Genomic DNA, 20,470 nt, shown 5'->3' with positions numbered 1-20,470 from the left:
GGGGATGCATGAAAAGGTATGATTGCTTTTTTGTCGCCTTGTTGGGAGTGACCGCGCTGACGCCGCAGATGGCCTTAGCACAAGACTTCACAAGCGAAACGGACGAATCCCAGCCTGCCAGCACGGGTCTAGGTGACATTATCGTCACCGCCACTCGGCACGAGGCCAAGCTGCAAACCGTGCCGGTTGCAGTTACTGCGGTTACCGGCGATGCTCTTGCTTCCGCCGATGTTTCAACGGTCCGCTCCCTCACTCAGGTTGTGCCAGGCTTCATCGGCAGCCGTAATATGGGTGTCTTCCAGCCGGTCGTACGCGGCGTCGGCTCAACCGGCATTTCGGTTGGTGATGAACCCAATATCGCAACCTACGTCGACGGCGTCTACCAACCGGAATCGGCCGCCAACTGGATCGACCTGGTCGAGGTCGAGCGGGTCGAGGTGCTGCGCGGGCCGCAGGGCACGACCTTCGGTCGCAATGCCACCGGCGGACTGATCAACGTCATCACCCCCGATCCCAGCTTCGACTTCCGCGGCAAGGCTTCGCTGCGCTTGGGCCGGATGAGGCGCGATGCCGGCGATTACGACGCCCGGCTCTATTTTACCGGGCCAATGGGCGACAAGGTCGCGGCTGACTTTGCCGCGCTTTTCCGCAAAAACGACGGATACATCGACGATCTGGTCCGTGGAGGCACTCTGGGCAACCAGCGCGTCATCGACCTGCGCAGCAAGTTGCTGTTCAAGCCGACCGACAATTTCAAGGTTGTTCTGACCGGGGAATACTTCAACCAGGAAAGCACCACCAATTCGCCGCAGCCGCTGGATGGCAACACCGCAGGCAACAATTGGCCGGGCGTGATCGTACCGACCCGTGCCTGGCAGGCCTCGTTGACCGAGGTGCCGTTGCTCAACCTCACACGTTGGAGCGCGGCACTGCACACCCGGCTCGATCTGGGTAGCGTCCTGCTTGAAACCACCACCGGTTTTCTCAACCTGCGCTGGCGGCAGACGACCGATGGCGATGCCTCGAACATAAAGCTGTCGAACTTTCCGGCAGTGTTTGAATCGGAGTCGGGCAGTCAGGAAATCAAGCTGAGTTCGGCCAATCCCGGCCGCTTCCAGTGGCTGGTCGGCGGGTACTTCTACCAGTTCGGCGGTGGTGCCCCGGTCCTCGAGCCTTGGACCACCACCAACCCAGCTCTGCCCTTGGCAGGGCCGTCGTTGACACCCAAGCTTGATGGACGCTCATTCGCGGTCTTTGCCGAAGGCACCTATGAGGTTCAGCCGAACCTGTTCATCACGCTCGGCGGCCGATACACTACCGAGACGCGCTGGTTTAGCCAAAGTAACAATGGCGTATTGCTGGTCAATGACGTTTCAAAAACGTTCAAAAAGTTTAACTACAAAGTCGGTATCCGTTATGAGGTGACCGACAAGACTAACGTCTACGCCACCTACAGCACCGCGTTCAAGAGCGGGGTATACAACATGGCGGGAATCAGCGGCACCCCGGTCAATCCGGAGAACATCAAGGCGGCTGAATTCGGGATCAAGTCCGATCCATTGGAATGGCTGCGCACCAACCTTGCCGCCTATTATTACGACTACAAGGGCCTCCAACTTCAGTCGAAGGCTCCGACCGGTCCCGGATACATCCTGCAGAATGCAGCCAACGCCGAAATCTATGGCGGCGAGTTTGAGACCATCATCAATCCGGTCCGCGACCTAAGGCTGCGTGCGGCGGTTGCCTATACCCATGCCCGCTACAAGGATTTCCCCAACGCCCAGGGCTTTACGCCGATCGTGAATGGCAACGGCAACTACGCCGGCAACGTGGCTGCTCCCTACGATGCTTCAGGCAAGGTCATGACCCGGGCGCCTGAATGGTCGGGCAATGTGGGGTTTGATTGGAGCCATGACGTCGGCAACGGGCGCGTCACTCTGGCCGGAAATCTGCTGTGGAGTTCCAGGGTATACTACGACTTCGCCAACATATTCTCGCAGCGCCCCTACACCCTGTCTAACCTCTCGATCAATTGGCAGCCTGGAAGCGAAGCCTTCAAGGTCGGCCTGTGGGTGACGAACCTGACCAACGAGAAGGTGCTGCAAACCGTGCGCCCCGGAACGTTGGGAACCGACGGGTTCTATGAACAACCTCGTAAGATTGGAATAACTATAGAAACGAAAATTTAAACAATAACTTTAATCAAGGAGGATGCCATGAAGAAAATTAATCATCCAAAAATAAAAAATCTACTGCTGTCGAACGCGCCCCCGATGCTCGCGCTCTTACTGCTAGCGCCGACCCATGTGTATGCACAAGACAGATCGGATAGTAACCCACAATCCGAGACAGCAGTTTCAGGACTTGGTGATATTATTGTTACAGCTCGGAAACGCTCTGAAAATCTGCAGGAAACACCCATCGCGATCACGGCGATGACTGGTGAGATGCTCGAAGAAAAGCAGATCGTCAACGTAGCGGAAGTTGCCAAGTTCGCTCCCAATGTCAACATTTCGCCGGTTGCTAACATCTCGGGTTCGAGTGCCTCGATTACCGCTTTCATCCGCGGCGTCGGACAGACCGACTTCAACATCACTGTCGATCCCGGCGTTGGCGTCTATGTAGATGGCGTATATGTCGCGCGTTCCGTCGGAGCGCTACTCGACATGGCAGACGTTTCAAGCGTCCAGGTCTTGCGCGGTCCGCAGGGTACGCTGTTTGGCAAGAACACGATCGGCGGAGCGATCGTGGTCAATTCGGTTGAGCCGCAGAAGGATTTCGACCTGAAGCTCGAAGCGGCAACCGGCCGGTTCAATCGCGCCGATTTCAAGGGCATTATCAATGTACCGCTGAACGACAACCTAGCGATGCGGGCTGTTGCTTCCTATGAAACGCGCGACGGCTATCAGAAACGTCTGTTCGATGGCGGTCGCCAGGGTAACAAAGATAGCTTTGGTGGGCGTGTCGCCTTTAAATGGGAACCGACAGACAAACTCACGGTCAATCTCAGTGGGGACATCAACATCCGCCGGGAGGAGATGGCCGCATCTACTTTAGTTAACCTTTTTGAATCGCCCAACCTGCTTCAGATCGTCAATCGGAATGGGCGGACCTTAGCATTCCCAAGCTCTACATATGCATGGAACAAGCTACAGGGGGGGGCCGGTGTTTGTGGCGCGGACGGTCAGCTTGCCCCAGTCAACAATCCCCTGTGTGCAACTACCCAATGGGTAACTGGCAATATCGACTCGACTTGGTCGGGCACGAAAAACCAGTCGGATTTCGATTTGTGGGGCACCAACCTGACACTCGACTATGATTTCGGTGGCATTAACCTCAAATCAATCAGCGCCTATCGCGACCAAAAGGCAACAATCCAGTTCGACTTTGATGGCACGCCCCATCCCTATCTGCAGCTGACCAACAATATCGACTTATGGCAGGCATCACAGGAGTTGCAGCTGACCGGCAGTTTGTTGAACGACCGGTTAAAGTTTGTGCTCGGCGGATACTATCTGAAAGAAAAAGGACAGGACAAGAATGATCTGCGCTTCGGGTTTGCGGATTTCTTCAGTGGTGGCAAGATTGACAACGACAGCTATGCCGCTTACCTGCAGGCCACTTTCAAGGTAACCGACCGATTTTCCATAACACCGGGAATTCGTTACACGGACGAAACAAAGCGTTTTGACCCGTCGTTCCAGACTATTAACCGTGATTACACGGCACCTCTCGGGCAGGCAGGAATTCTTCCCTATCCAGATGGTGTATTCATCGCTTTCAGCCAATGCGTTACTGGCCAACCCACGCCATTGCTAGTGACCGACCCAGCCAGCCCACTATTTGGTTTCCCACTACCTGGTGGATGCGCTCCTGCCGCCACCAACCCTGGCGGAAACCACACGATGCCGGCTGTTCAAGTTGCTGTAAAGGCGAAGGAGTGGACACCGGCAATTTCAATGGACTATAAGATTAGCGATGATGTTCTCGCATATGCATCATATTCTAAAGGCTTCAAAAACGGCGGATTTACTCAACGAATATTTCCTGCTGAGCAAGTTGCCCCTTCTTTCACTCCTGAATTTGTAGAATCTTATGAGATAGGTCTTAAAACAGAGATTTTTGATCGTCGACTTCGCGTTAATATCGCTGCGTTTCTTTCCGACTACAGCAACATCCAAGTTGTTGTAAACGAAGGCATCGCGCCTAGGGCGCGCAATGCTGGCACTGGTCGAATTAAGGGCTTCGAGATTGAAGGCGAAGCAGCTCCTGCCGATTGGTTGCGACTGACATTCGGTGTTGGTTATCTGGATGCTTATTTTCGTGAAATCGATCCGGCGGCATTCCCGATAGGCCTCAATTCGAAGTTTGCCTTCGTGCCGGAGTGGACTGGCTCGGCTTCTTTCAACGCCGATGTTTATCGAGGAGACAGGGGCAAGCTGACTCTTCGTGGCGATTGGTCGTACCAGAGCACAACGTACAAAGATGCGCTAAACAGTTCTGAATTAAAGCAGCCTGGCTATAGCGTATTCGGCGCAAGCGCATCATTTACTGAGAGTAGCGAGCATTTTACAGTGACAGCTGGTGTAACTAACCTGACCGATAAGCGGTATATTCAGGGCGGATATGTCGACCGTGACGTCGCGGGGACAGCGCTGGCAACTTACTCACGTCCGCGTGAATGGTTCCTTAAGCTGGCCTACAAGTACTAACGCAAGAGCAGAGGGCGGCGGTTCGCTGCCGTCCTCACCGTTTCGGACGTGCTTGCTTCGGAAGCACCGCCTAACCGACCAACATCCGCTTGGCATCTGGTCCTGCGGCCACAGGAGTTCAGACATTGGCTGTCACAATCCCTCCACTCCACCGCAGCGATTTTCTGACCAACCAGTCGATCATCAACGGGAAATCAGTAGAAGCCAGCTCCACCTTTGATGTCACGAACCCCGCCACCGGCAAGACGCTCGCAACAGTTGGCCTACTGGGCGAAGCCGAAACTCGCCAGGCGATCGAAAGCAATTCCCGCACCTATGCCGATTGGCGAAAGCGATCCGCGCAAGAGCGTGTCCGACTGCTGCAGGGCTGGCTAGCACTGGTCCAGCTGCATCGCGAGGATCTGGCCCTGCTGATGACCGCCGAACAGGGCAAACCGCTGGCCGAAGCGCTGGGCGAGGTCGATTACGCCGCAAGCTTCATCCAGTGGTTCGCCGAAGAGGCGCGCCGTGTCTATGGCGAGGTCATTCCGGCCAGTTCCGAGCGGCGGATTATCGTGATCCGTCAGCCGGTCGGCGTGGCTGGCGCCATTACGCCGTGGAACTTTCCCGCCGCGATGATCACCCGCAAGGTCGCGCCTGCACTGGCGGCGGGCTGCACCGTGACCCTCAAACCGTCCGAACTCACCCCGCTGACCGCTTGCGCTCTGGCAAAGCTCGCTCTCGAAGCGGGCATTCCGCCCGGCGTGTTCAACGTGGTCTGCGGGGATGCACCCGCGATCGGATCGGTCCTGACCAGCCATCCCGATGTCACCAAGTTCACTTTCACCGGTTCGACCGCGGTTGGCAAGCTGCTGACTGCGCAATGCGCCACCACCCTGAAACGGGTTTCGATGGAACTGGGCGGCAATGCCCCGCTGCTAGTGTTCGACGATGCCGATCTCGATCAGGCGGTCGAGGGGGTGATCGCATCGAAATTCCGTAACACCGGACAGACCTGCGTTTGCGCCAACCGGATCCTGGTGCAGAGCGGCATTCATGACCGCTTCGTCGAGGCGCTGGCCGCCAGGGTCTCCGCGTTCCGGGTCGGCAACGGCCTTGAAGGTGCAACCGACCAGGGACCGTTAATCACCGCATCAGCCTTGGCCAAGGTTCACGGGCATGTCGCCGACGCCGTGGCGCAAGGTGCCCAGCTGGTCACAGGCGGCAAGGGACACGAGGCCGGAGAGCTGTTCTTCCAACCAACTGTTCTGACCGGAGCGAGCCCGGCGATGCGGCTAGCGGACGAGGAGACTTTCGGGCCGGTTGCCCCGGTGTTCCGTTTCGAAACCGAGGTCGAAGCGCTAACGCTTGCCAACGCCACGCGCTCGGGGCTGGCGGCCTATGCCTTCACCCGCGACATTGACCGCGCCTGGCGGGTTTCCGAAGGACTTGAGACCGGGATGGTCGGCTTAAACAGCGGCATCGTCTCGACCGAGACCGCACCGTTTGGCGGCATCAAGGAATCGGGACTTGGCCGAGAAGGTTCGCGACACGGTATTGAAGAATTCTTGGAGATGAAGACCATCAGTGTTGGGGTCCGGAACGAGAGTCCGGTGTAAGCGGAATGCGGTCCCGAGGAGTCAAGATTTTCGTTGCTCAATGCGGAATGCATTGTATGATGTCGGCAAAAGAGTGGGAGACGGAATTCAGCATGCCCTTCAGGGTTAGGCCTTATGCTACCTTGACCGCCCAGAACGCGCAGGAAAGTGTCCTGCCGTGAAGCGCATGGTCGTGGGGATGACCGGCGCAACCGGCTCGGTCTATGGCCTTCGCCTGCTTGAGCTACTGCGCGAGACGGGCGGTTGGGAAACCCATCTGGTGATGTCTCCGGCGGCGCTGCTCAACATTCGCGAGGAACTGCCCGAAGGCAAGGCCCGGCTCGAAGCACTGGCCGATGTGGTGCACAACGTCCGCAACGTCGGCGCCTCGATCGCCAGCGGTTCGTTCGTGTGCGAAGGCATGGCGATCGCGCCCTGTTCGATGCGCACGCTGGGCGCGGTGGCGCACGCCCTGTCCGACAACCTTATCACCCGTGCGGCCGACGTGATGCTGAAGGAACGGCGCCGCCTTGTGATGATCACCCGCGAAACGCCGCTCAACCTGGCGCACCTGCGCAACATGACGGCCTGCACCGAAATGGGGGCGATGATCTTCCCCCCGGTGCCGGCTTTCTATGCGCGGCCGACCTCGCTGGCCGACGTGGTCGATCACAGCTGCATGCGGGTACTGGATCTGTTCGGGCTTCATTTGAAGTCGGAGAAACGCTGGCAAGGCCTTAGCAAAGAGGCGGCAAGCCTTGTTTCGGGTGCTGGGCAAATGGAAGGGAATTGAGAATGGCGTGGGATGTCAGCCGTCGCACCGTCGTGAGCGGTGGCGCCGTGGGTGCTGTCGTTGCCGGTCTGGGAATCGGCCGCAGCGCTTTTGCTCAGCGGCCGCGCAAGATCATCGTCATCGAAGAGACGCACGTTCCCGAAAGTCGACTATTTGCCGAAACCTTTATCAATTCGGGGCGCGCAGCGCAGGTTGTCCGGATCGACCGGAGCTTCAACGGCCTGCTGCATGAACTTGAAGCGGTTGAAGGCGTGCTGGTCGGCCTTACTTCCGATCCCGCGGCGATGATCGCCGGGCAGATCCTTGTGGCCGGCGGCGCCCGCCCGCTACTGCAGTGGACCCATCAATACCGCAAGCTGCGCTGGGAACACCAGACTGTCGGCGCGCCAACGCTGCTTGCGCGGGCCAGCGTCGGCTGGCCCAGCGTTCTTGCCCACCACATGCAGGATGCGCTCGTCGGCGATCGCCAGGATGCCGAACTGCGGTGCCAGTCAGGACATTGCGGCCTCGGTGGCAAGAGCCCCGGCATGCTGGTTTCATGGGCATTCGAAGTGGGAGTACAGCAGTCGTGAGTACGCGCATGCCACAAGGGGTCGACGCCGCAACCTTTACCAAGGCTCTGGACGAATTAGCGGCTATCGTCGGCAAGGAATGGGTCTTCGTCGATGAACTGCCGCTGTCGGCCTATCGCGACGCCTATTCACCGCTGGCCGATGGCGAGATGCTGCCCTCGGCTGCCGTGGCACCGGCCAACATGGAACAGATTCAGCAGGCGCTGAAGGTATTCAACGCTTACAAGCTGCCGATCTGGACATTCGGCAACGGCCGCAATTTCGCTTATGGTGGCCCGGCCCCGCGCCAGTCCGGTTATGTCATGTTCGACCTCAAGCGGATGAACCGCATTCTCGAAGTCAACGAGAAATACGGCTATGCGCTGGTCGAACCAGGCGTGTCCTATTTTCAGCTTCACCGCCATCTGCGCAAGATCGGCAGCAAGCTTTGGGTCGATCCTGCGGCACCAGGTTGGGGCGGCGTCATGGGCAACGCGCTTGAACATGGCGCGGGTTACACCCCCTACGGCGATCACTTCGTCATGCAGTGCGGCATGGAAGTGGTCCTTGCCGACGGTAAGGTCGTCCGCACCGGTCAGGGCGCGATCGAGGGGTCGCAGCATTGGCAATCCACCAAGCATGCCGCCGGTCCGCATTTTGATGGCATGTTCACCCAGTCCAATTTCGGCATTGTGACCAAGATGGGTATCTGGTTGATGCCCGAACCGCCGGGCTACAAGCCGTTCATGATCACTTACGAGCGCGAGGAAGACCTTGCCGCAATCTTCGATGCGGTGCTGCCGCTGAAAATCAACCAGGTTATCCCGAACGCCGCTGTGGCGGTCGATCTGTTGTGGGAAGTGTCCGCCAAGACCACGCGTCGCCATTACTTCGACGGCAAGGGCCCTATCCCGGATTCGATCCGCAAAAAGATCGCGTCGGATCATGGGTTAGGCATGTGGAACTTCTACGCAGCGCTCTATGGCCCGCCACCGATCATCGAGAACAACTGGAAGCTCGTCGAGGCAGCGATGATGAGCATTCCGGGTGCCAAACTGCACCTTGACCGCGAGAACGACCCCGCCTGGGACTATCGCGTCCAGCTGATGCGCGGTGAACCCAACATGACCGAGTTCAGCATCATGAACTGGATCGGCGGCGGCGGGCACATCAACTTTTCGCCAATCTCGGCACCCGACGGCAAGGAAGCGCTGAGCCAATACAACTTGATCAAGCAACGCTGCCACGATTTCGGGTTCGACTATATCGGCGAATTCCTGGTCGGCTGGCGCGACATGCACCACATCCTGATGATCATGTACGATCGCGCCGACGACGGCATGCGCAAGAGCGCCTATGACCTGTTCGGCAAGCTGGTAGACGAGGCAGCCGGTGCGGGCTTCGGCGAATACCGCACCCACCTCGCCTTCATGGACCAGATCGCCAAGACCTATAAGCACAACGATGGGGCGCTGTGGGACCTGCACCACCGTCTCAAGGACGTGCTAGACCCCAACGGCATCCTCTCCCCCGGCAAGCAGGGGATATGGCCCCAGGCGATGCGCAACCAAGCGCAATCACACGGCCGGCTGAACAAAGACTTCAAGGATTGACGACCATGACGCAAATTGAGCACTGGATTGGCGGCACCGCCGTGGCTGCAACGGGCGGGGCCTATTTCGACGATCTCAACCCGGTCGACGATTCGGTCTATTCCCGGGTCCCCGCCGGCACCGCGGAAGACGTGAACCGCGCCGTGGAGAACGCGCATCAGGCCTATCTCCAGCATCGCGATCTGCCCGCCGCAGTGCGCGAAGGGTGGATCGCGAAAGCCGCCGAAATCATGGAGCGCGATACCGCCAAATTCGCCGACGTGCTGGTCGACGAAATCGGTTCGCCGATCGCCAAGGCCGGGTTCGAAACCCGCTTCGCGGTCAGCTTCCTGCGCGCGGCGATCGGCGTGCCGCGCCGGATTCGGGGGGAAACGATCCCTTCGGACACCCCTGGGCGGTTCAGCATGAGCCTGCGCCAGCCGGTCGGTGTGGTCGCCGGGATTACCCCGTTCAACGTGCCGCTGATCAAGGGGATCAAACAGTCGGCCATGGCCCTGGCCACAGGCAACGCCTTCGTGCTGCTACCCTCGGAAGCCGCGCCAATGATCGCCGATCTGCTCGCTAAATTGTGGAAGGAGGCCGGCGTTCCCGACGGCTTGTTCAACGTGGTCTACGGCAATGGCGCGGAGATCGGCGACGTGCTGACCGGCCATCCCAAGGTCGCATCGATAACCTTCACCGGGTCCTCGCGCGTCGGCAAGCACATCGCCGAAATCGCGGCCCGCAACCTCAAGAAGTACACGCTGGAGCTGGGCGGCAAGAGCCCGCTGGTGATCTGCGCCGATGCCGATCTGGACAAGGCGGTCAACGCCGCGCTGTTCAGCATCTTCATGTACCAGGGCCAGGTCTGCATGGGGGCTTCGCGGATCTATGTGGAACAGTCGATCTTCGACCAGTTCGCCAAGGCCTTCGCCGCCGCGACAGGCCGCGCCAAGAGCGGCGACCTGCGCGATCCTACCACCATGCTGGGCCCGATAATTTCCGAACGCCAGCGCGACCGGGTCTGCCGCCACATCGACGATGCCCGGTCCAAGGGCGCAGAACTGCTAGCCGGTGCTGAGTGGAACGGAAACGTATGCTCAGCGACGGTACTGCGCGGCGTTACAGCCGAAATGACCGTGTTCGAGGAAGAGACCTTCGGCCCGGTCACCTCGCTCTTTCCGTTCAACACACTTGAGGAAGTGCTCGAACTCGCCAACAACACCGAATACGGCCTCAGCGCGTCGATCTTCACCCGCGATCTCGACAAGGCTCTGGCCTTTGCCCAACGTGCCGAAGCGGGGATGGTCCACATCAACGCGCCGACCCTTCACGACGAGCCCCACGTCCCGTTCGGCGGAACCAAAGCGTCAGGTTTCGGGCGCGAAGGGACCGAAGCCGATCTCGAGATCATGACCGAATGGAAATGGGTCACGATCCAGTCGGCGACTGAGGGCGGACACTGACAGGCGGGAACGAATGACCATGAACGATCTCCCTAACCGCGCCCGCTCGATCTCGTCGCTGCGCGACTTCCTCGAACTGCTCGAGGATGCCGGCCAGGCGATCACCTGGAGCGATGCGGTGATGCCCGAACCCGGCGTGCGCAACATAGCCGTCGCCGCATCGCGCGATGCCAACGGCGCGCCGGCGATCGTATTCGACAATATCACCGGTTACCCCGGCAAGCGCTTGGCGGTGGGCGTCCATGGTTCGTGGGACAATATCGCCCTGCTGCTGGGCCGACCTAAAGGCACGACCATCCGCGAGCTTTTCTTCGAGATCGCCGGCCGCTGGGGCGATCAGGAAGCGCAAATCAGCTTTGTCCCAGAAGCCCAGGCCCCGGTGCACGAATGCCGGATCGAACAGGACATCAACCTTTACGATGTCCTGCCGGTCTATCGGATCAACGAATATGATGGCGGGTTCTACATCGGCAAGGCCTCGGTCGCCTCGCGCGATCCGCTCGATCCAGACAATTTCGGCAAGCAGAATGTCGGCATCTATCGCCTGCAGATCCAAGGGCCGGACAGCTTCACCCTGATGACGATCCCCTCCCACGACATGGGACGTCAGATCATGGCGGCCGAACGGGAAGGCGTTCCGCTAAAGATTGCGGTCATGCTGGGTAATCATCCCGGCCTTGCGGTGTTTGCTGCCACCCCGATCGGCTACGAGGAATCGGAATATTCCTATGCCTCGGCGATGATGGGCGCGCCAATCCGGCTGACCAAATCGGGCAACGGGATCGACATCCTGGCCGACAGCGAAATCGTGATAGAGGCCGAACTGCAACTGGGTGAACGCGAGCTGGAAGGGCCGTTCGGCGAATTCCCCGGTTCCTACAGCGGCGTGCGCAAGGCGCCGATCTTCAAGGTCACGGCGGTGTCGCACCGGCGCGATCCGATCTTCGAGAACATTTACATCGGGCGCGGCTGGACCGAGCACGATACGCTGATCGGCCTGCACACCTCCGCCCCGATCTATGCCCAGCTGCGCCAGAGCTTCCCCGAAGTCACCGCGGTCAACGCGCTTTACCAGCACGGACTGACCGGGATCATCTCGGTCAAGAACCGCATGGCCGGCTTTGCCAAGACGGTCGCGCTGCGCGCGCTGAGCACGCCGCACGGCGTGATGTACCTCAAGAACCTGATTATGGTCGATGCCGATGTCGATCCGTTCGATCTCAACCAGGTGATGTGGGCGCTTTCGACCCGCACCCGTGCGGACGATATCATCGTGCTGCCCAACATGCCTGCCGTGCCGATCGATCCTTCGGCAGTGGTCCCGGGCAAGGGGCACCGCCTGATCATCGACGCGACCAGCTATCTCCCGCCCGATCCGGTGGGTGAAGCGCACCTTGTCACCCCGCCGACCGGGGACGAGATCGACGCCCTGAGCAAGCGGATCCGCGAAATGCAGCTGGGAGCCCTGTCATGACCACCACCGTCTGCGGGCGCTGCAAATCGAGCGGCGCTGTCACCGATCATCAGGGCAGGCAGGACGGCGCGGTCGTGTGGACGATCCTGCGCTGCCCGACCTGCAACTTTTCCTGGCGCGACAGCGAACCGGCCCGCGCTATCGACCCGGCTGTGCGCTCGGCCGATTTCGCCGTCGATGCCGGCGATCTCCAGCGTTATCCCAAGATTCTCCAGCAATAAGGCTCCCAACGCCATGATCGATCAAGCCCGCCAGACGGCCACGCTCGGCACCCTCGCCCAGGCACTCGGCAAGGCCGCCGTCGATACCAGCCCGCAGACCCTGGCCCGCTATGCTGTCCCAGGGATGGCACCGGCAGGCGTGGTGCTTCCGGCCGATGAAGCCCAGCTCGCCAAGGTGCTGGAAGCTGCGCGCACCAGCGGCGGTGTGGTCCAGACGGTCTGCAACGGCGCCTACGGACTTGAAAAAGCCGTACAGGACAAGGTGATCGTGCTTGACCTGCAGAAGATGAACAAGGTCCTCGAGGTCAATGACGAACTGGCCACCTGCCTTGTCGAACCGGGCGTCACCTTCCGCCAGCTCGATGCCCACATCAAGGAAAAGGGAATTAAGTTGTGGGTCGACTTTCCCGGCAATCCCGATGAAAGCGTGGCCGCCAGTTTCATCAACCGCCGCCCCGGCTACACCCCCTATTCCGATCATTTCCTGATGCAGTGCGGGCTCGAGGTCATGCTGGCTGATGGCAAGATGGTGCGCACCGGCATGGGCGCCATGCCCAAGAGCACCTGCTGGCAGCTGTTCAAGTTCGGCTATGGCCCTTGGGTCGATGGCCTGTTCACCCAGTCCGATTTCGGGGTGGTGACCAAGGTGGGCATGTGGATGATGCCGCAGCCCCCGGCGCACCAGACCTTCATGGTCTCGGTCCCCAAGGAGGACGATCTGGGCGCGTTGTTGGACGTGCTCGGGCCGCTCAAGCTCAACATGGTGGTGGCCAATGGCGTCGCGGTGGGCAATGCGCTCCACGAAGCGGCCCTGCTCGGCAAGCGCCGCGCCGATTTTGAGGGCCAGGGGCCGATGGCGGCAAGCGCGGTCAAGGCCGCTGGTGAGGTGCTCGGACTAGGCTACTGGAACCTTTACGGCTCGCTCTATGGCCTGCCCGGCAACGTCGCGATCCTGTGGGACATGGTCAAGGGCGCGTTCTCGTCGATCAGCGGCGCAAGGGTGATTACCGATGGCAAGGGCATCGATCCCAAGCTGTGGGCCTGGCGGATGGGCACTATGACCGGTGTGGTGGCCGATCCCCCGGCCAGGACAGCAGGCTGGAGCGGCGACATGGCGCTTACGGTCAACCCGGTCAGCCCTGTGGATGGCGAGGAAGCCGTCAAGCTCTATGAACTGTCGCGCGATATCTGTGCCAAAAACGGCTTCGACTTCGTTGGCGAAACCACCGCGATCTGGCGTTCGGCCAACCATCGCCAGGTGCTGCCCCATGCCGCCGGGAAGGGCGAGGATGCGGTACGGGCCAAGACCTGCGCCGAAGCCCTGATCGCCGCGCAGGCCGAGGCCGGCTTCGGCCAGATCCTGACCGACCCCGGGCTGGGGGCGGCGGTTGCCAAGACCTATGAAAAGGGTGGCCGCTCGGCCCTGCATGCGCGGGTCAAGCAGGCGCTTGATCCCAACTCGATCTTTGCCTCGGTCTGAGCCGATGCGTCGCCATGCCTGCGGAGGTAAAATGAATAAGTTCCTCGCCCTTTCGCTTTTCGCTGCACTTGCTGCCTGTTCGTCCGCACAAGGCGAATCAGTGGTGGACGGTGCGGAGAATTATGAGCGTTACTGCGCAGGTTGCCACAACCCCGGCCCGGGCCACGGTGGCACCATGCTGCTGGCCGAAAAAGGTGCTCCGGTGCCTTCGCTCATCGGTCGCAAGGACTTAGATTACGATTACCTACATTCGGTCGTTCGCCAGGGCCTGATCGAAATGCCGCCGTTCCGACCGACCGAATTGTCGGACGCGGAGATCAAGCAGATCTACGATCACATCGTGGCGCAGAAGCTTCCCCCCGCAAAGGCCGAACCCGCCAAAAACAAGGCACTTTGAGGTCAAATCAAGCTGGGCGGAAAAGGTCGACAGGGTTCGTAAGGCTGAAATTGCTAGGGTGCCAACGGAGTATGCGGATAGCTGGTTGCTTTGGTGAGCACGCACCTTGTGTTTGATAGTCGTCATTATCGATAGCTACGGTACACAAGTGATCGCTTAGTTACGCTGTTGTCTGGTTCCGCTCGCCGCACCACAAAAGCGCTTTCGGTCCAGCTTTCCTCGCTGGCCCGGTTGGCCTTGTGCTCGGCAGCGTAGCCTTCCTGGGAATTTCAGCTCGCTACAACCGCATGCGGGTATTTGCGTGGATTGTTTCACTTTCAGTCTTATCGCCCAAATCACAAAACTCGCGGTAACGGTTGAAGAACTCCTCGCCATTACGGGATATGAACTTAATTTCATTATATGACGAGCTGAATGTATGACTGAAATGGCACGCTTTAATTGGAGCGATCCCTTCAACTTTGACGATCAACTGACTGAAGAAGAACGAATGGTGCGTGATGCGGCTCATGGCTTCGCGCAAGGGGAACTTCAGCCCCGGGTCATCAATGCCTTCCGCGAAGAGCTGGATGCAGCAGAGTTGTTTCCACTCATGGGACAAGCCGGCTTGCTTGGAGCGACGATCCCACAGTCTTATGGCGGTGCTGGAGCTGGCTATGTCTCCTACGGCCTGATCGCGCGTGAGATTGAGCGCGTGGATTCGGGCTATCGGTCAATGGCATCGGTGCAAAGCTCGCTCGTCATGTATCCGATTTTTGCTTTCGGCTCGGAAGAACAGCGGTTTAAATATCTGCCTGGCCTAGCCGCAGGCTCGCTGATCGGCTGCTTCGGCCTGACAGAACCTGATGCGGGATCTGATCCTGCGGGCATGCGCACAATCGCGAAGAGGATTGATGGTGGCTATGTCCTTTCCGGCATAAAAACATGGATTTCGAATGCTCCTTTCGCCGACGTCTTTGTTGTCTGGGCAAAGAGCGAAGCACATGATGGGGCCATTTGCGGCTTCGTGCTTGAAAAGGGCCTGAAGGGGCTTTCCGCTCCCAAGATCAAGGGCAAGCTCAGCCTGCGTGCCTCGACCACCGGCATGATCTTGATGGACGAGGTTGAGGTTGACGAAGAAGCCTTGCTCCCCGGGGTCCAGGGTCTCAAGGGCCCCTTCGATTGCCTAAACCGCGCACGCTATGGGATCAGTTGGGGAGCGCTCGGCGCCGCGGAATATTGCATGCACGCAGCCCGCCAATATGGACTTGATCGGCACCAGTTTGGAAAGCCGCTTGCCGCCAACCAACTTTATCAAAAGAAGCTCGCCGATATGCAAACGGACATTGCGCTAGGGTTGCAAGCCTCATTGCGTGTCGGCCGCCTAATGGACGAAGGCAGGTTCGCGCCGGAGATGGTCTCTCTCGTCAAGCGTAACAATGTCGGAAAATCGCTTGATATTGCGCGCCATGCCCGAGACATGCACGGCGGTAATGGCATCAGCGATGAATATCAAGTCATGCGGCACATGGTGAATCTGGAAACCGTCAACACCTATGAAGGCGCGCACGATGTACACGCGCTCATCCTTGGTCGAGCACTCACTGGCATTGCCGCATTCTAGGGTAGGCCACCTTTCTTCTTCAGTGTTGCGCTGCCTGGTCGCAGCAACAGTCGTTGTGTCGAGTGAGCGGAAACGACGGAGCGTGGTGGCCGCCTCAATAGCTTCGCGGTAGTTTCAGGACATGCTCTGCGATGAATGACAATATGAGATTGGTCGAAACAGGTGCCACCTGATAAAGGCGGGCCTCTCGAAATTTCCGTTCGATGTCGTATTCCTCAGCAAAGCCATATCCGCCATATGTCTGGATGCAGGCGTTGCCCGCTTCGACTGCTACGTCCGCGGCAAGCATTTTTGCCATGTTCGCCTCGGGTCCATGTTCAAGCCCCGCTTCGTAAAGGCGCGCGGCCTCATGGACCATGAGCTCGGCAGCGCGCATATTTGCGTGGGCTCGCGCGATCGGAAAAGAGACGCCCTGGTTCATGCCAATGGGGCGATCGAACACCACCCGTTGATTGGCATAAGCAATGGATTTTCGGGTGAACCATTTCGCATCACCGACGCATTCGGCAGCAATAAGAACTCTTTCCGCATTCATGCCCGAAAGGATGCAATGAAAGCCCTTGCCTTCTTTGCCTAAGAGATTGGCGACCGGGATGCGCATCCTGTCGAAGAAAAGTTCCGTCGTGGCATGGTTCATCATGGTGCGGATAGGCCGGATCGTTAGCGAACCCGCGGTGCGAGCCTGGTTCATATCGACGATGAATATGGAAAGACCGTCGGTTTTCTTCGTCACTTGATCGCGCGGCGAAGTCCTCGCTAGCAGCAGCATGAGATCGCTGTGTTCGGCGCGACTGGTCCAGATTTTCTGGCCGCTCACCACGAAATAGTCCCCATCGCGAACTGCCGTCGTCCTTAACGCAGTGGTATCGGAGCCGCTTCCCGGCTCGGTTACGCCGAAAGCCTGCAAGCGCAGTGCGCCGCTTGCGATCGCGGGCAGATAAAGGCGCTTTTGCTCATCCGATCCATGTCTAAGGATGATGGCCATGTTATACATCTGGGCATGGCATGCCGCTCCGTTGCAACCCATCGCTTGAATCGTCTCAAGGATGGCAACTGCAGCCGAAAGGCCCAGACCTGATCCGCCATATTCCTCGGGTATAAGTACCGAAAGATAGCCAGCGCTCGTCAACGCATCGACAAAAGAAGTCGGATATTCGCGATCAGCGTCGAGCTTGCGCCAATATTCACCCGGGAACTTTTCACAAAGCCGGCGCACACCGTCGCGGATTTCGTGAAAGTGTTGAGGTTCGAAAGGACTAAGAAACTGCATCGCCCTCATCCGGAGAGATTGTGAAAAACCCTTGATCTGCAACGATGACGTCGCGCTCGAGCACCGATGCCCGAAAAGCGCCGTTATTCCAGATTTCGGTTCTGATGGTTTCACCAGGGAACACCGGTGCGGCGAAACGCAGTTGCACTGCGCGCAGGCGCTCGGTCTGGTAGCCGAGCCGCCCGCGGAGGATGGCGTGAACGATGATGCCCATCGTGCCCAGGCCGTGCAATATCGGCATCCTGTACCCGGCGCGCGCCGCGATTGCTGGATCGCTGTGCAGCGGGTTGAGATCTCCATTTAGACGATAGATCAGGGCCTGTTCGGGACCGGTCGTCAGGTCAATGACAAGAGCGGCATTGCCTTCCGCCACGGGTACCGGCGAACTTCGCGGAGCTTCGCCTTCCCCTCCGAACCCGCCGCCGCCGCGAATGAAGATCGTACGTTCAAGACAGGCAAAGCAGGTGCCGCAATCATCGCGGATATTGGTTTCGGTGAATATCAACGCGGCCTTGCCCACGCCTTTGTCGACAATGTGGGTGACGCGGGTTGTGCTTTCGACTTCGCCAGTTGCCGGAACCGGGCCAAGCAGTACCATGGATTGACCGGCATGCAGGACGGAAACCGGATCCACACCGGAATCAGGGTGCCCCAGCCAGAACCCGGGACTCGCGAGAACGAGCGCCATGCCGGGCATGGCAACCGGTCCACGAAGGGGATCCACGAATGGCAGCTGCGCGAGGTCGGTAGGATCTCGCCCCATCCCGATCGATAAGGCGTAAAATGCAGCATCGCGTGGAGTGACGGTCTGACGAACCGCAGGAATACGAAAGTTGAGCAATTTTTGCGGATCGATTGTCACTTTCAATTTCCCTGGAAGGTGGTCAAAGGGTGGCGCTGGCAACCATGATCGGACGGCCGTCGCGCGCATGGGCGACGAACTGAACACTATTACCGTTCGCGCGAAGCGCCAAATGCAGTTCCTCGCCGCAGATCGCGGCAGACACCGCTCGGCAATCGAAGCACCGAAGCGCATTGTCGCCGAAGTGCTGCTGGGCGAGTTCCAGCAGCAGTGTCGCCGTCAACGGACCGTGAACGACGAGGCCGCGATACCCCTCGATTTCGCAGGTGTAGGCCCGATCATAATGAATCCGGTGACTGTTGAAGGTCAGCGCCGAAAATCGGAACAGCAAGGCTTCCGAGGGGACCAGCGCGCGGTGCGCAACCCATCGAGATCCGTCGAAGGTCATGTCAGGCGGCCGCGGCAGCTCTGCGGGCCCCAAAGGCATGGGATCCCGATAAACGATCGCTTGGGTTTCGCGAACGAAGATTTCGCCTTTGCAGTGGATTTCCTGTGCCATCTCGACAAAAACAAGCTTGCCGGTCGCGCCTTGCTTTTCGGCGATGGAATTGATCCGCGATCTGCGCTGCACCTTCTGGCCGATGAGCAACGGCGAAAGAAATTCGATCCTGCTCGATGCCCACATCCGGCGCGACTGAGGAAGTGGTGGCATGAAGCTGCTTTCGCCGCCGCGCACCGGATGTCCATCCACGCTCAATGCGGCTGTTGGCGCGTCTGGCAGGCAAAGGCACCAATGATAGCCTTGCGGCACGCTGCCATCTGCCGGCGCAACGCGGTCGAAAGTCGCCAGCCACCGTCGTGCGGCAGCGGGTTCCAGATAGTCGTGACGCAATTCTTCACGACCAATCCAGCTTTGCCATTGTACGTACGGCTGGGTGGTCATATATCATCCCCGGTCAGGCCGCGGGCAATCACCTGAGCCTGAATTTCCGCAGCGCCCTCGAAAATGTTGAGGATGCGCGCATCGCAAAGGATGCGACTGATCTCGTATTCAAGGGCATAACCATTGCCGCCGTGGATCTGCAGCGCAGCGTCGGCGTTCGACCAGGCGGCGCGAGCGGCAAGCAACTTTGCCATGCCGGCCTCAATATCGCAGCGCTTGTCCGAATCCCTGGCTCGCGCGGCAGCATAGCAGAGTTCACGCGCCATCACAAAATCGACAAGGCTCATCGCCAGCTTGTCCGACACGCGCGGAAACCCGACGATGGCCCTGCCGAATTGCTTGCGAACCAAGGCATAGTCGAGGCCCAGTTCGATGGCCCGCCGCGCGACGCCGATAGCCCGCGCGGCGGTCTGGATGCGTGCGCCCTCGAAGGTACGCATGAGCTGCTTGAACCCTTTCCCCTCCTCGCCGCCCAGCAGGGCGTCTGCCGGCGCGGTCATGGCATCGAACTGCAGGGCATATTCGCGCATCCCGCGATAACCGGGGACCTCGATCTCGCTTCCGGTCATGCCAGGGGCTGGGAAACCGTCATCGCTCGTGCCCCGAGGCTTGGGCACCAGCAACATCGACAGCCCGGCGTAACCCCTGGCTTCAGGTAATGTTCGCACCAGCATCGTCATCAGATCTGATCGGCTGGCATGGGTAATCCAGTTTTTCGCCCCGTTGATGACCCAGTGATCGCCGTCGTGCCGTGCGCGGGTTTGAATGGAGCCAAGATCCGATCCGGTGTCGGGTTCGGTGAAGGCTGCTGACGGCAAAACCTCGCCGCTTGCGATCCTGGGCAACCACCAGGCCTTTTGCGCTTCGGTGCCGTTCAAGCCGATCAGTTCGCCGGCGATTTCCGACCGCGTGCCAAGCGAGCCCGCGCCAATCCAGCCCCGCGACAATTCCTCGGTTATGATGCACATCTTTAGCTTACCGAGGCCAAGTCCCCCATAGATTTCGGGTATGCAGACTCCGAATGTACCGAGATCGGCCATGGCCTGAATCACTGCCTCGGGGATCAGATCATTCGCCAGATGCCATCCGTGAGCCTGGGGCACGATGACAGCATTGGTGAAGCGACGGTATTGCTCGCGGATCGTGTCGGCTTCGGCATCATCGAGCGACTCGCTTGGCCATTGCCCCTGGGCCAGGGCTGCAGCCACTTCGCCTCTGGTTGCAGCATAGTCCACATCGAGTAGGTCCACGCACCGGTCGAAAAGCGTGCGGGCAGCGCTGCCAAGTCCGAGGTCGCCGGGGCGGAAGATTTCGTTCTGGCCCATCGGCAGGCCGCCACCGATCTGGCCAATGCATTCAGCGAAGGCCAGAGTGGCGATCCTGGCGTCAAAGTCATTCTTGCTGCCCCTGGCTTCGGACCATTCGAGCACCGCTTCAAGCGCAGCCACAAGCGTGGCCACCCAGGCATAACCGTGCGCGGCCCGCTGCTCCTCATCAATCCTTCCGGACACCAAGCGCGCGCCCAACGCTGCCTTGACCGAGTCGCGATAGTCTCTCGCGGCGTTCAGGGCCTGGCGCAGATCAGCCAC

16 protein-coding genes are annotated in these 20,470 nt (G+C 59.4%); 12 read left to right on the top strand and 4 right to left on the bottom strand.

Annotation, left to right across the window (positions count from 1 at the left end; all coding sequences use genetic code 11):
- The first annotated feature begins 8 nt into the window (after nt 1-8).
- The 12 genes from YP76_RS23515 to YP76_RS23460 all read left to right on the top strand — a co-directional run bounded on the left by YP76_RS23515 (nt 9) and on the right by YP76_RS23460 (nt 15,866).
- Nucleotides 9-2,189: a TonB-dependent receptor gene (locus YP76_RS23515; RefSeq protein WP_024018963.1), complete on the top strand. Its 2,181-nt coding sequence runs from the start codon at nt 9-11 to the stop codon at nt 2,187-2,189.
- Nucleotides 2,190-2,216: 27 nt separating this feature from the next.
- Complete coding sequence (locus YP76_RS23510) at nt 2,217-4,712, top strand: TonB-dependent receptor (protein ID WP_046765868.1); 2,496 nt, start codon at nt 2,217-2,219, stop codon at nt 4,710-4,712.
- A gap of 125 nt (nt 4,713-4,837) precedes the next feature.
- Nucleotides 4,838-6,310 (top strand): NAD-dependent succinate-semialdehyde dehydrogenase, encoded by a 1,473-nt coding sequence (locus YP76_RS23505; RefSeq protein ID WP_008828121.1) that lies wholly within the window; start codon nt 4,838-4,840, stop codon nt 6,308-6,310.
- 166 nt (nt 6,311-6,476) lie between these two features.
- Nucleotides 6,477-7,082 carry a UbiX family flavin prenyltransferase gene (locus YP76_RS23500; RefSeq protein ID WP_206377528.1) on the top strand — a complete coding sequence of 202 codons (606 nt, stop codon included), beginning with the start codon at nt 6,477-6,479 and terminating at the stop codon, nt 7,080-7,082.
- 2 nt (nt 7,083-7,084) lie between these two features.
- A complete protein-coding gene (locus YP76_RS23495) occupies nt 7,085-7,654 on the top strand; it encodes a hypothetical protein (RefSeq protein ID WP_008828119.1) in 570 nt (189 codons plus the stop codon).
- Nucleotides 7,655-7,662: 8 nt separating this feature from the next.
- Nucleotides 7,663-9,246, top strand: a complete 1,584-nt coding sequence (locus YP76_RS23490) for an FAD-binding oxidoreductase (protein ID WP_008828118.1) — start codon at nt 7,663-7,665, stop codon at nt 9,244-9,246.
- Nucleotides 9,247-9,251: 5 nt separating this feature from the next.
- Nucleotides 9,252-10,691 carry an aldehyde dehydrogenase family protein gene (locus YP76_RS23485; protein ID WP_008828117.1) on the top strand — a complete coding sequence of 480 codons (1,440 nt, stop codon included), beginning with the start codon at nt 9,252-9,254 and terminating at the stop codon, nt 10,689-10,691.
- A 19-nt stretch (nt 10,692-10,710) separates the two neighbouring features.
- Nucleotides 10,711-12,165, top strand: a complete 1,455-nt coding sequence (locus YP76_RS23480) for a non-oxidative hydroxyarylic acid decarboxylases subunit C (protein ID WP_226869789.1) — start codon at nt 10,711-10,713, stop codon at nt 12,163-12,165.
- Nucleotides 12,162-12,386: a non-oxidative hydroxyarylic acid decarboxylases subunit D gene (locus YP76_RS23475; RefSeq protein ID WP_008828115.1), complete on the top strand. Its 225-nt coding sequence runs from the start codon at nt 12,162-12,164 to the stop codon at nt 12,384-12,386. The genes YP76_RS23480 and YP76_RS23475 overlap by 4 nt, the downstream gene beginning before the upstream one ends.
- A gap of 13 nt (nt 12,387-12,399) precedes the next feature.
- Nucleotides 12,400-13,866, top strand: coding sequence for an FAD-binding oxidoreductase (locus YP76_RS23470; RefSeq protein WP_008828114.1), 1,467 nt, complete (start codon nt 12,400-12,402; stop codon nt 13,864-13,866).
- A gap of 31 nt (nt 13,867-13,897) precedes the next feature.
- Nucleotides 13,898-14,263 carry a c-type cytochrome gene (locus YP76_RS23465; RefSeq protein ID WP_008828113.1) on the top strand — a complete coding sequence of 122 codons (366 nt, stop codon included), beginning with the start codon at nt 13,898-13,900 and terminating at the stop codon, nt 14,261-14,263.
- 418 nt (nt 14,264-14,681) lie between these two features.
- Nucleotides 14,682-15,866, top strand: coding sequence for an acyl-CoA dehydrogenase (locus YP76_RS23460; protein ID WP_008828112.1), 1,185 nt, complete (start codon nt 14,682-14,684; stop codon nt 15,864-15,866).
- 94 nt (nt 15,867-15,960) lie between these two features.
- Here YP76_RS23460 and YP76_RS23455 read toward each other — a convergent pair whose 3' ends face one another.
- The 4 genes from YP76_RS23455 to YP76_RS23440 are packed head-to-tail and all read right to left on the bottom strand — an operon-like array spanning nt 15,961 to nt 20,470.
- Nucleotides 15,961-17,136, bottom strand: coding sequence for an acyl-CoA dehydrogenase family protein (locus YP76_RS23455; RefSeq protein ID WP_031308881.1), 1,176 nt, complete (start codon nt 17,134-17,136; stop codon nt 15,961-15,963).
- Nucleotides 17,123-17,998 carry a MaoC/PaaZ C-terminal domain-containing protein gene (locus YP76_RS23450; RefSeq protein WP_037517491.1) on the bottom strand — a complete coding sequence of 292 codons (876 nt, stop codon included), beginning with the start codon at nt 17,996-17,998 and terminating at the stop codon, nt 17,123-17,125. Before YP76_RS23450 ends, YP76_RS23455 begins: the two co-directional genes overlap by 14 nt.
- 22 nt (nt 17,999-18,020) lie before the next feature.
- The gene (locus YP76_RS23445) at nt 18,021-18,881 is read right to left on the bottom strand and encodes an FAS1-like dehydratase domain-containing protein (protein WP_024018969.1); all 861 of its coding nucleotides are present in this window, start codon (nt 18,879-18,881) and stop codon (nt 18,021-18,023) included.
- Entirely contained in the window at nt 18,878-20,470 is a 1,593-nt protein-coding gene (locus YP76_RS23440) for an acyl-CoA dehydrogenase family protein (protein ID WP_008828108.1), read from the bottom strand. Before YP76_RS23440 ends, YP76_RS23445 begins: the two co-directional genes overlap by 4 nt.

Origin of the sequence: Sphingobium chungbukense (assembly GCF_001005725.1) — a bacterium.
Lineage (GTDB): Bacteria > Pseudomonadota > Alphaproteobacteria > Sphingomonadales > Sphingomonadaceae > Sphingobium > Sphingobium chungbukense.
The sequence above is the reverse complement of the archived record's forward strand: the minus strand, read 5'-3'. Positions and strand labels throughout refer to the sequence as shown.

Excerpts from the sequence above, each read along its gene's own strand:
- YP76_RS23515 (WP_024018963.1), top strand. The coding sequence starts at position 9 with ATGAAAAGGTATGATTGCTTTTTTGTCGCCTTGTTGGGAGTGACCGCG.
- YP76_RS23510 (WP_046765868.1), top strand. The coding sequence starts at position 2,217 with ATGAAGAAAATTAATCATCCAAAAATAAAAAATCTACTGCTGTCGAAC.
- YP76_RS23500 (WP_206377528.1), top strand. The coding sequence starts at position 6,477 with ATGGTCGTGGGGATGACCGGCGCAACCGGCTCGGTCTATGGCCTTCGC.
- YP76_RS23495 (WP_008828119.1), top strand. The coding sequence starts at position 7,085 with ATGGCGTGGGATGTCAGCCGTCGCACCGTCGTGAGCGGTGGCGCCGTG.
- YP76_RS23490 (WP_008828118.1), top strand. The coding sequence starts at position 7,663 with ATGCCACAAGGGGTCGACGCCGCAACCTTTACCAAGGCTCTGGACGAA.
- YP76_RS23485 (WP_008828117.1), top strand. The coding sequence starts at position 9,252 with ATGACGCAAATTGAGCACTGGATTGGCGGCACCGCCGTGGCTGCAACG.
- YP76_RS23480 (WP_226869789.1), top strand. The coding sequence starts at position 10,711 with ATGAACGATCTCCCTAACCGCGCCCGCTCGATCTCGTCGCTGCGCGAC.
- YP76_RS23475 (WP_008828115.1), top strand. The coding sequence starts at position 12,162 with ATGACCACCACCGTCTGCGGGCGCTGCAAATCGAGCGGCGCTGTCACC.
- YP76_RS23470 (WP_008828114.1), top strand. The coding sequence starts at position 12,400 with ATGATCGATCAAGCCCGCCAGACGGCCACGCTCGGCACCCTCGCCCAG.
- YP76_RS23465 (WP_008828113.1), top strand. The coding sequence starts at position 13,898 with ATGAATAAGTTCCTCGCCCTTTCGCTTTTCGCTGCACTTGCTGCCTGT.
- YP76_RS23460 (WP_008828112.1), top strand. The coding sequence starts at position 14,682 with ATGACTGAAATGGCACGCTTTAATTGGAGCGATCCCTTCAACTTTGAC.
- YP76_RS23455 (WP_031308881.1), bottom strand. The coding sequence starts at position 17,136 with ATGCAGTTTCTTAGTCCTTTCGAACCTCAACACTTTCACGAAATCCGC.
- YP76_RS23445 (WP_024018969.1), bottom strand. The coding sequence starts at position 18,881 with ATGACCACCCAGCCGTACGTACAATGGCAAAGCTGGATTGGTCGTGAA.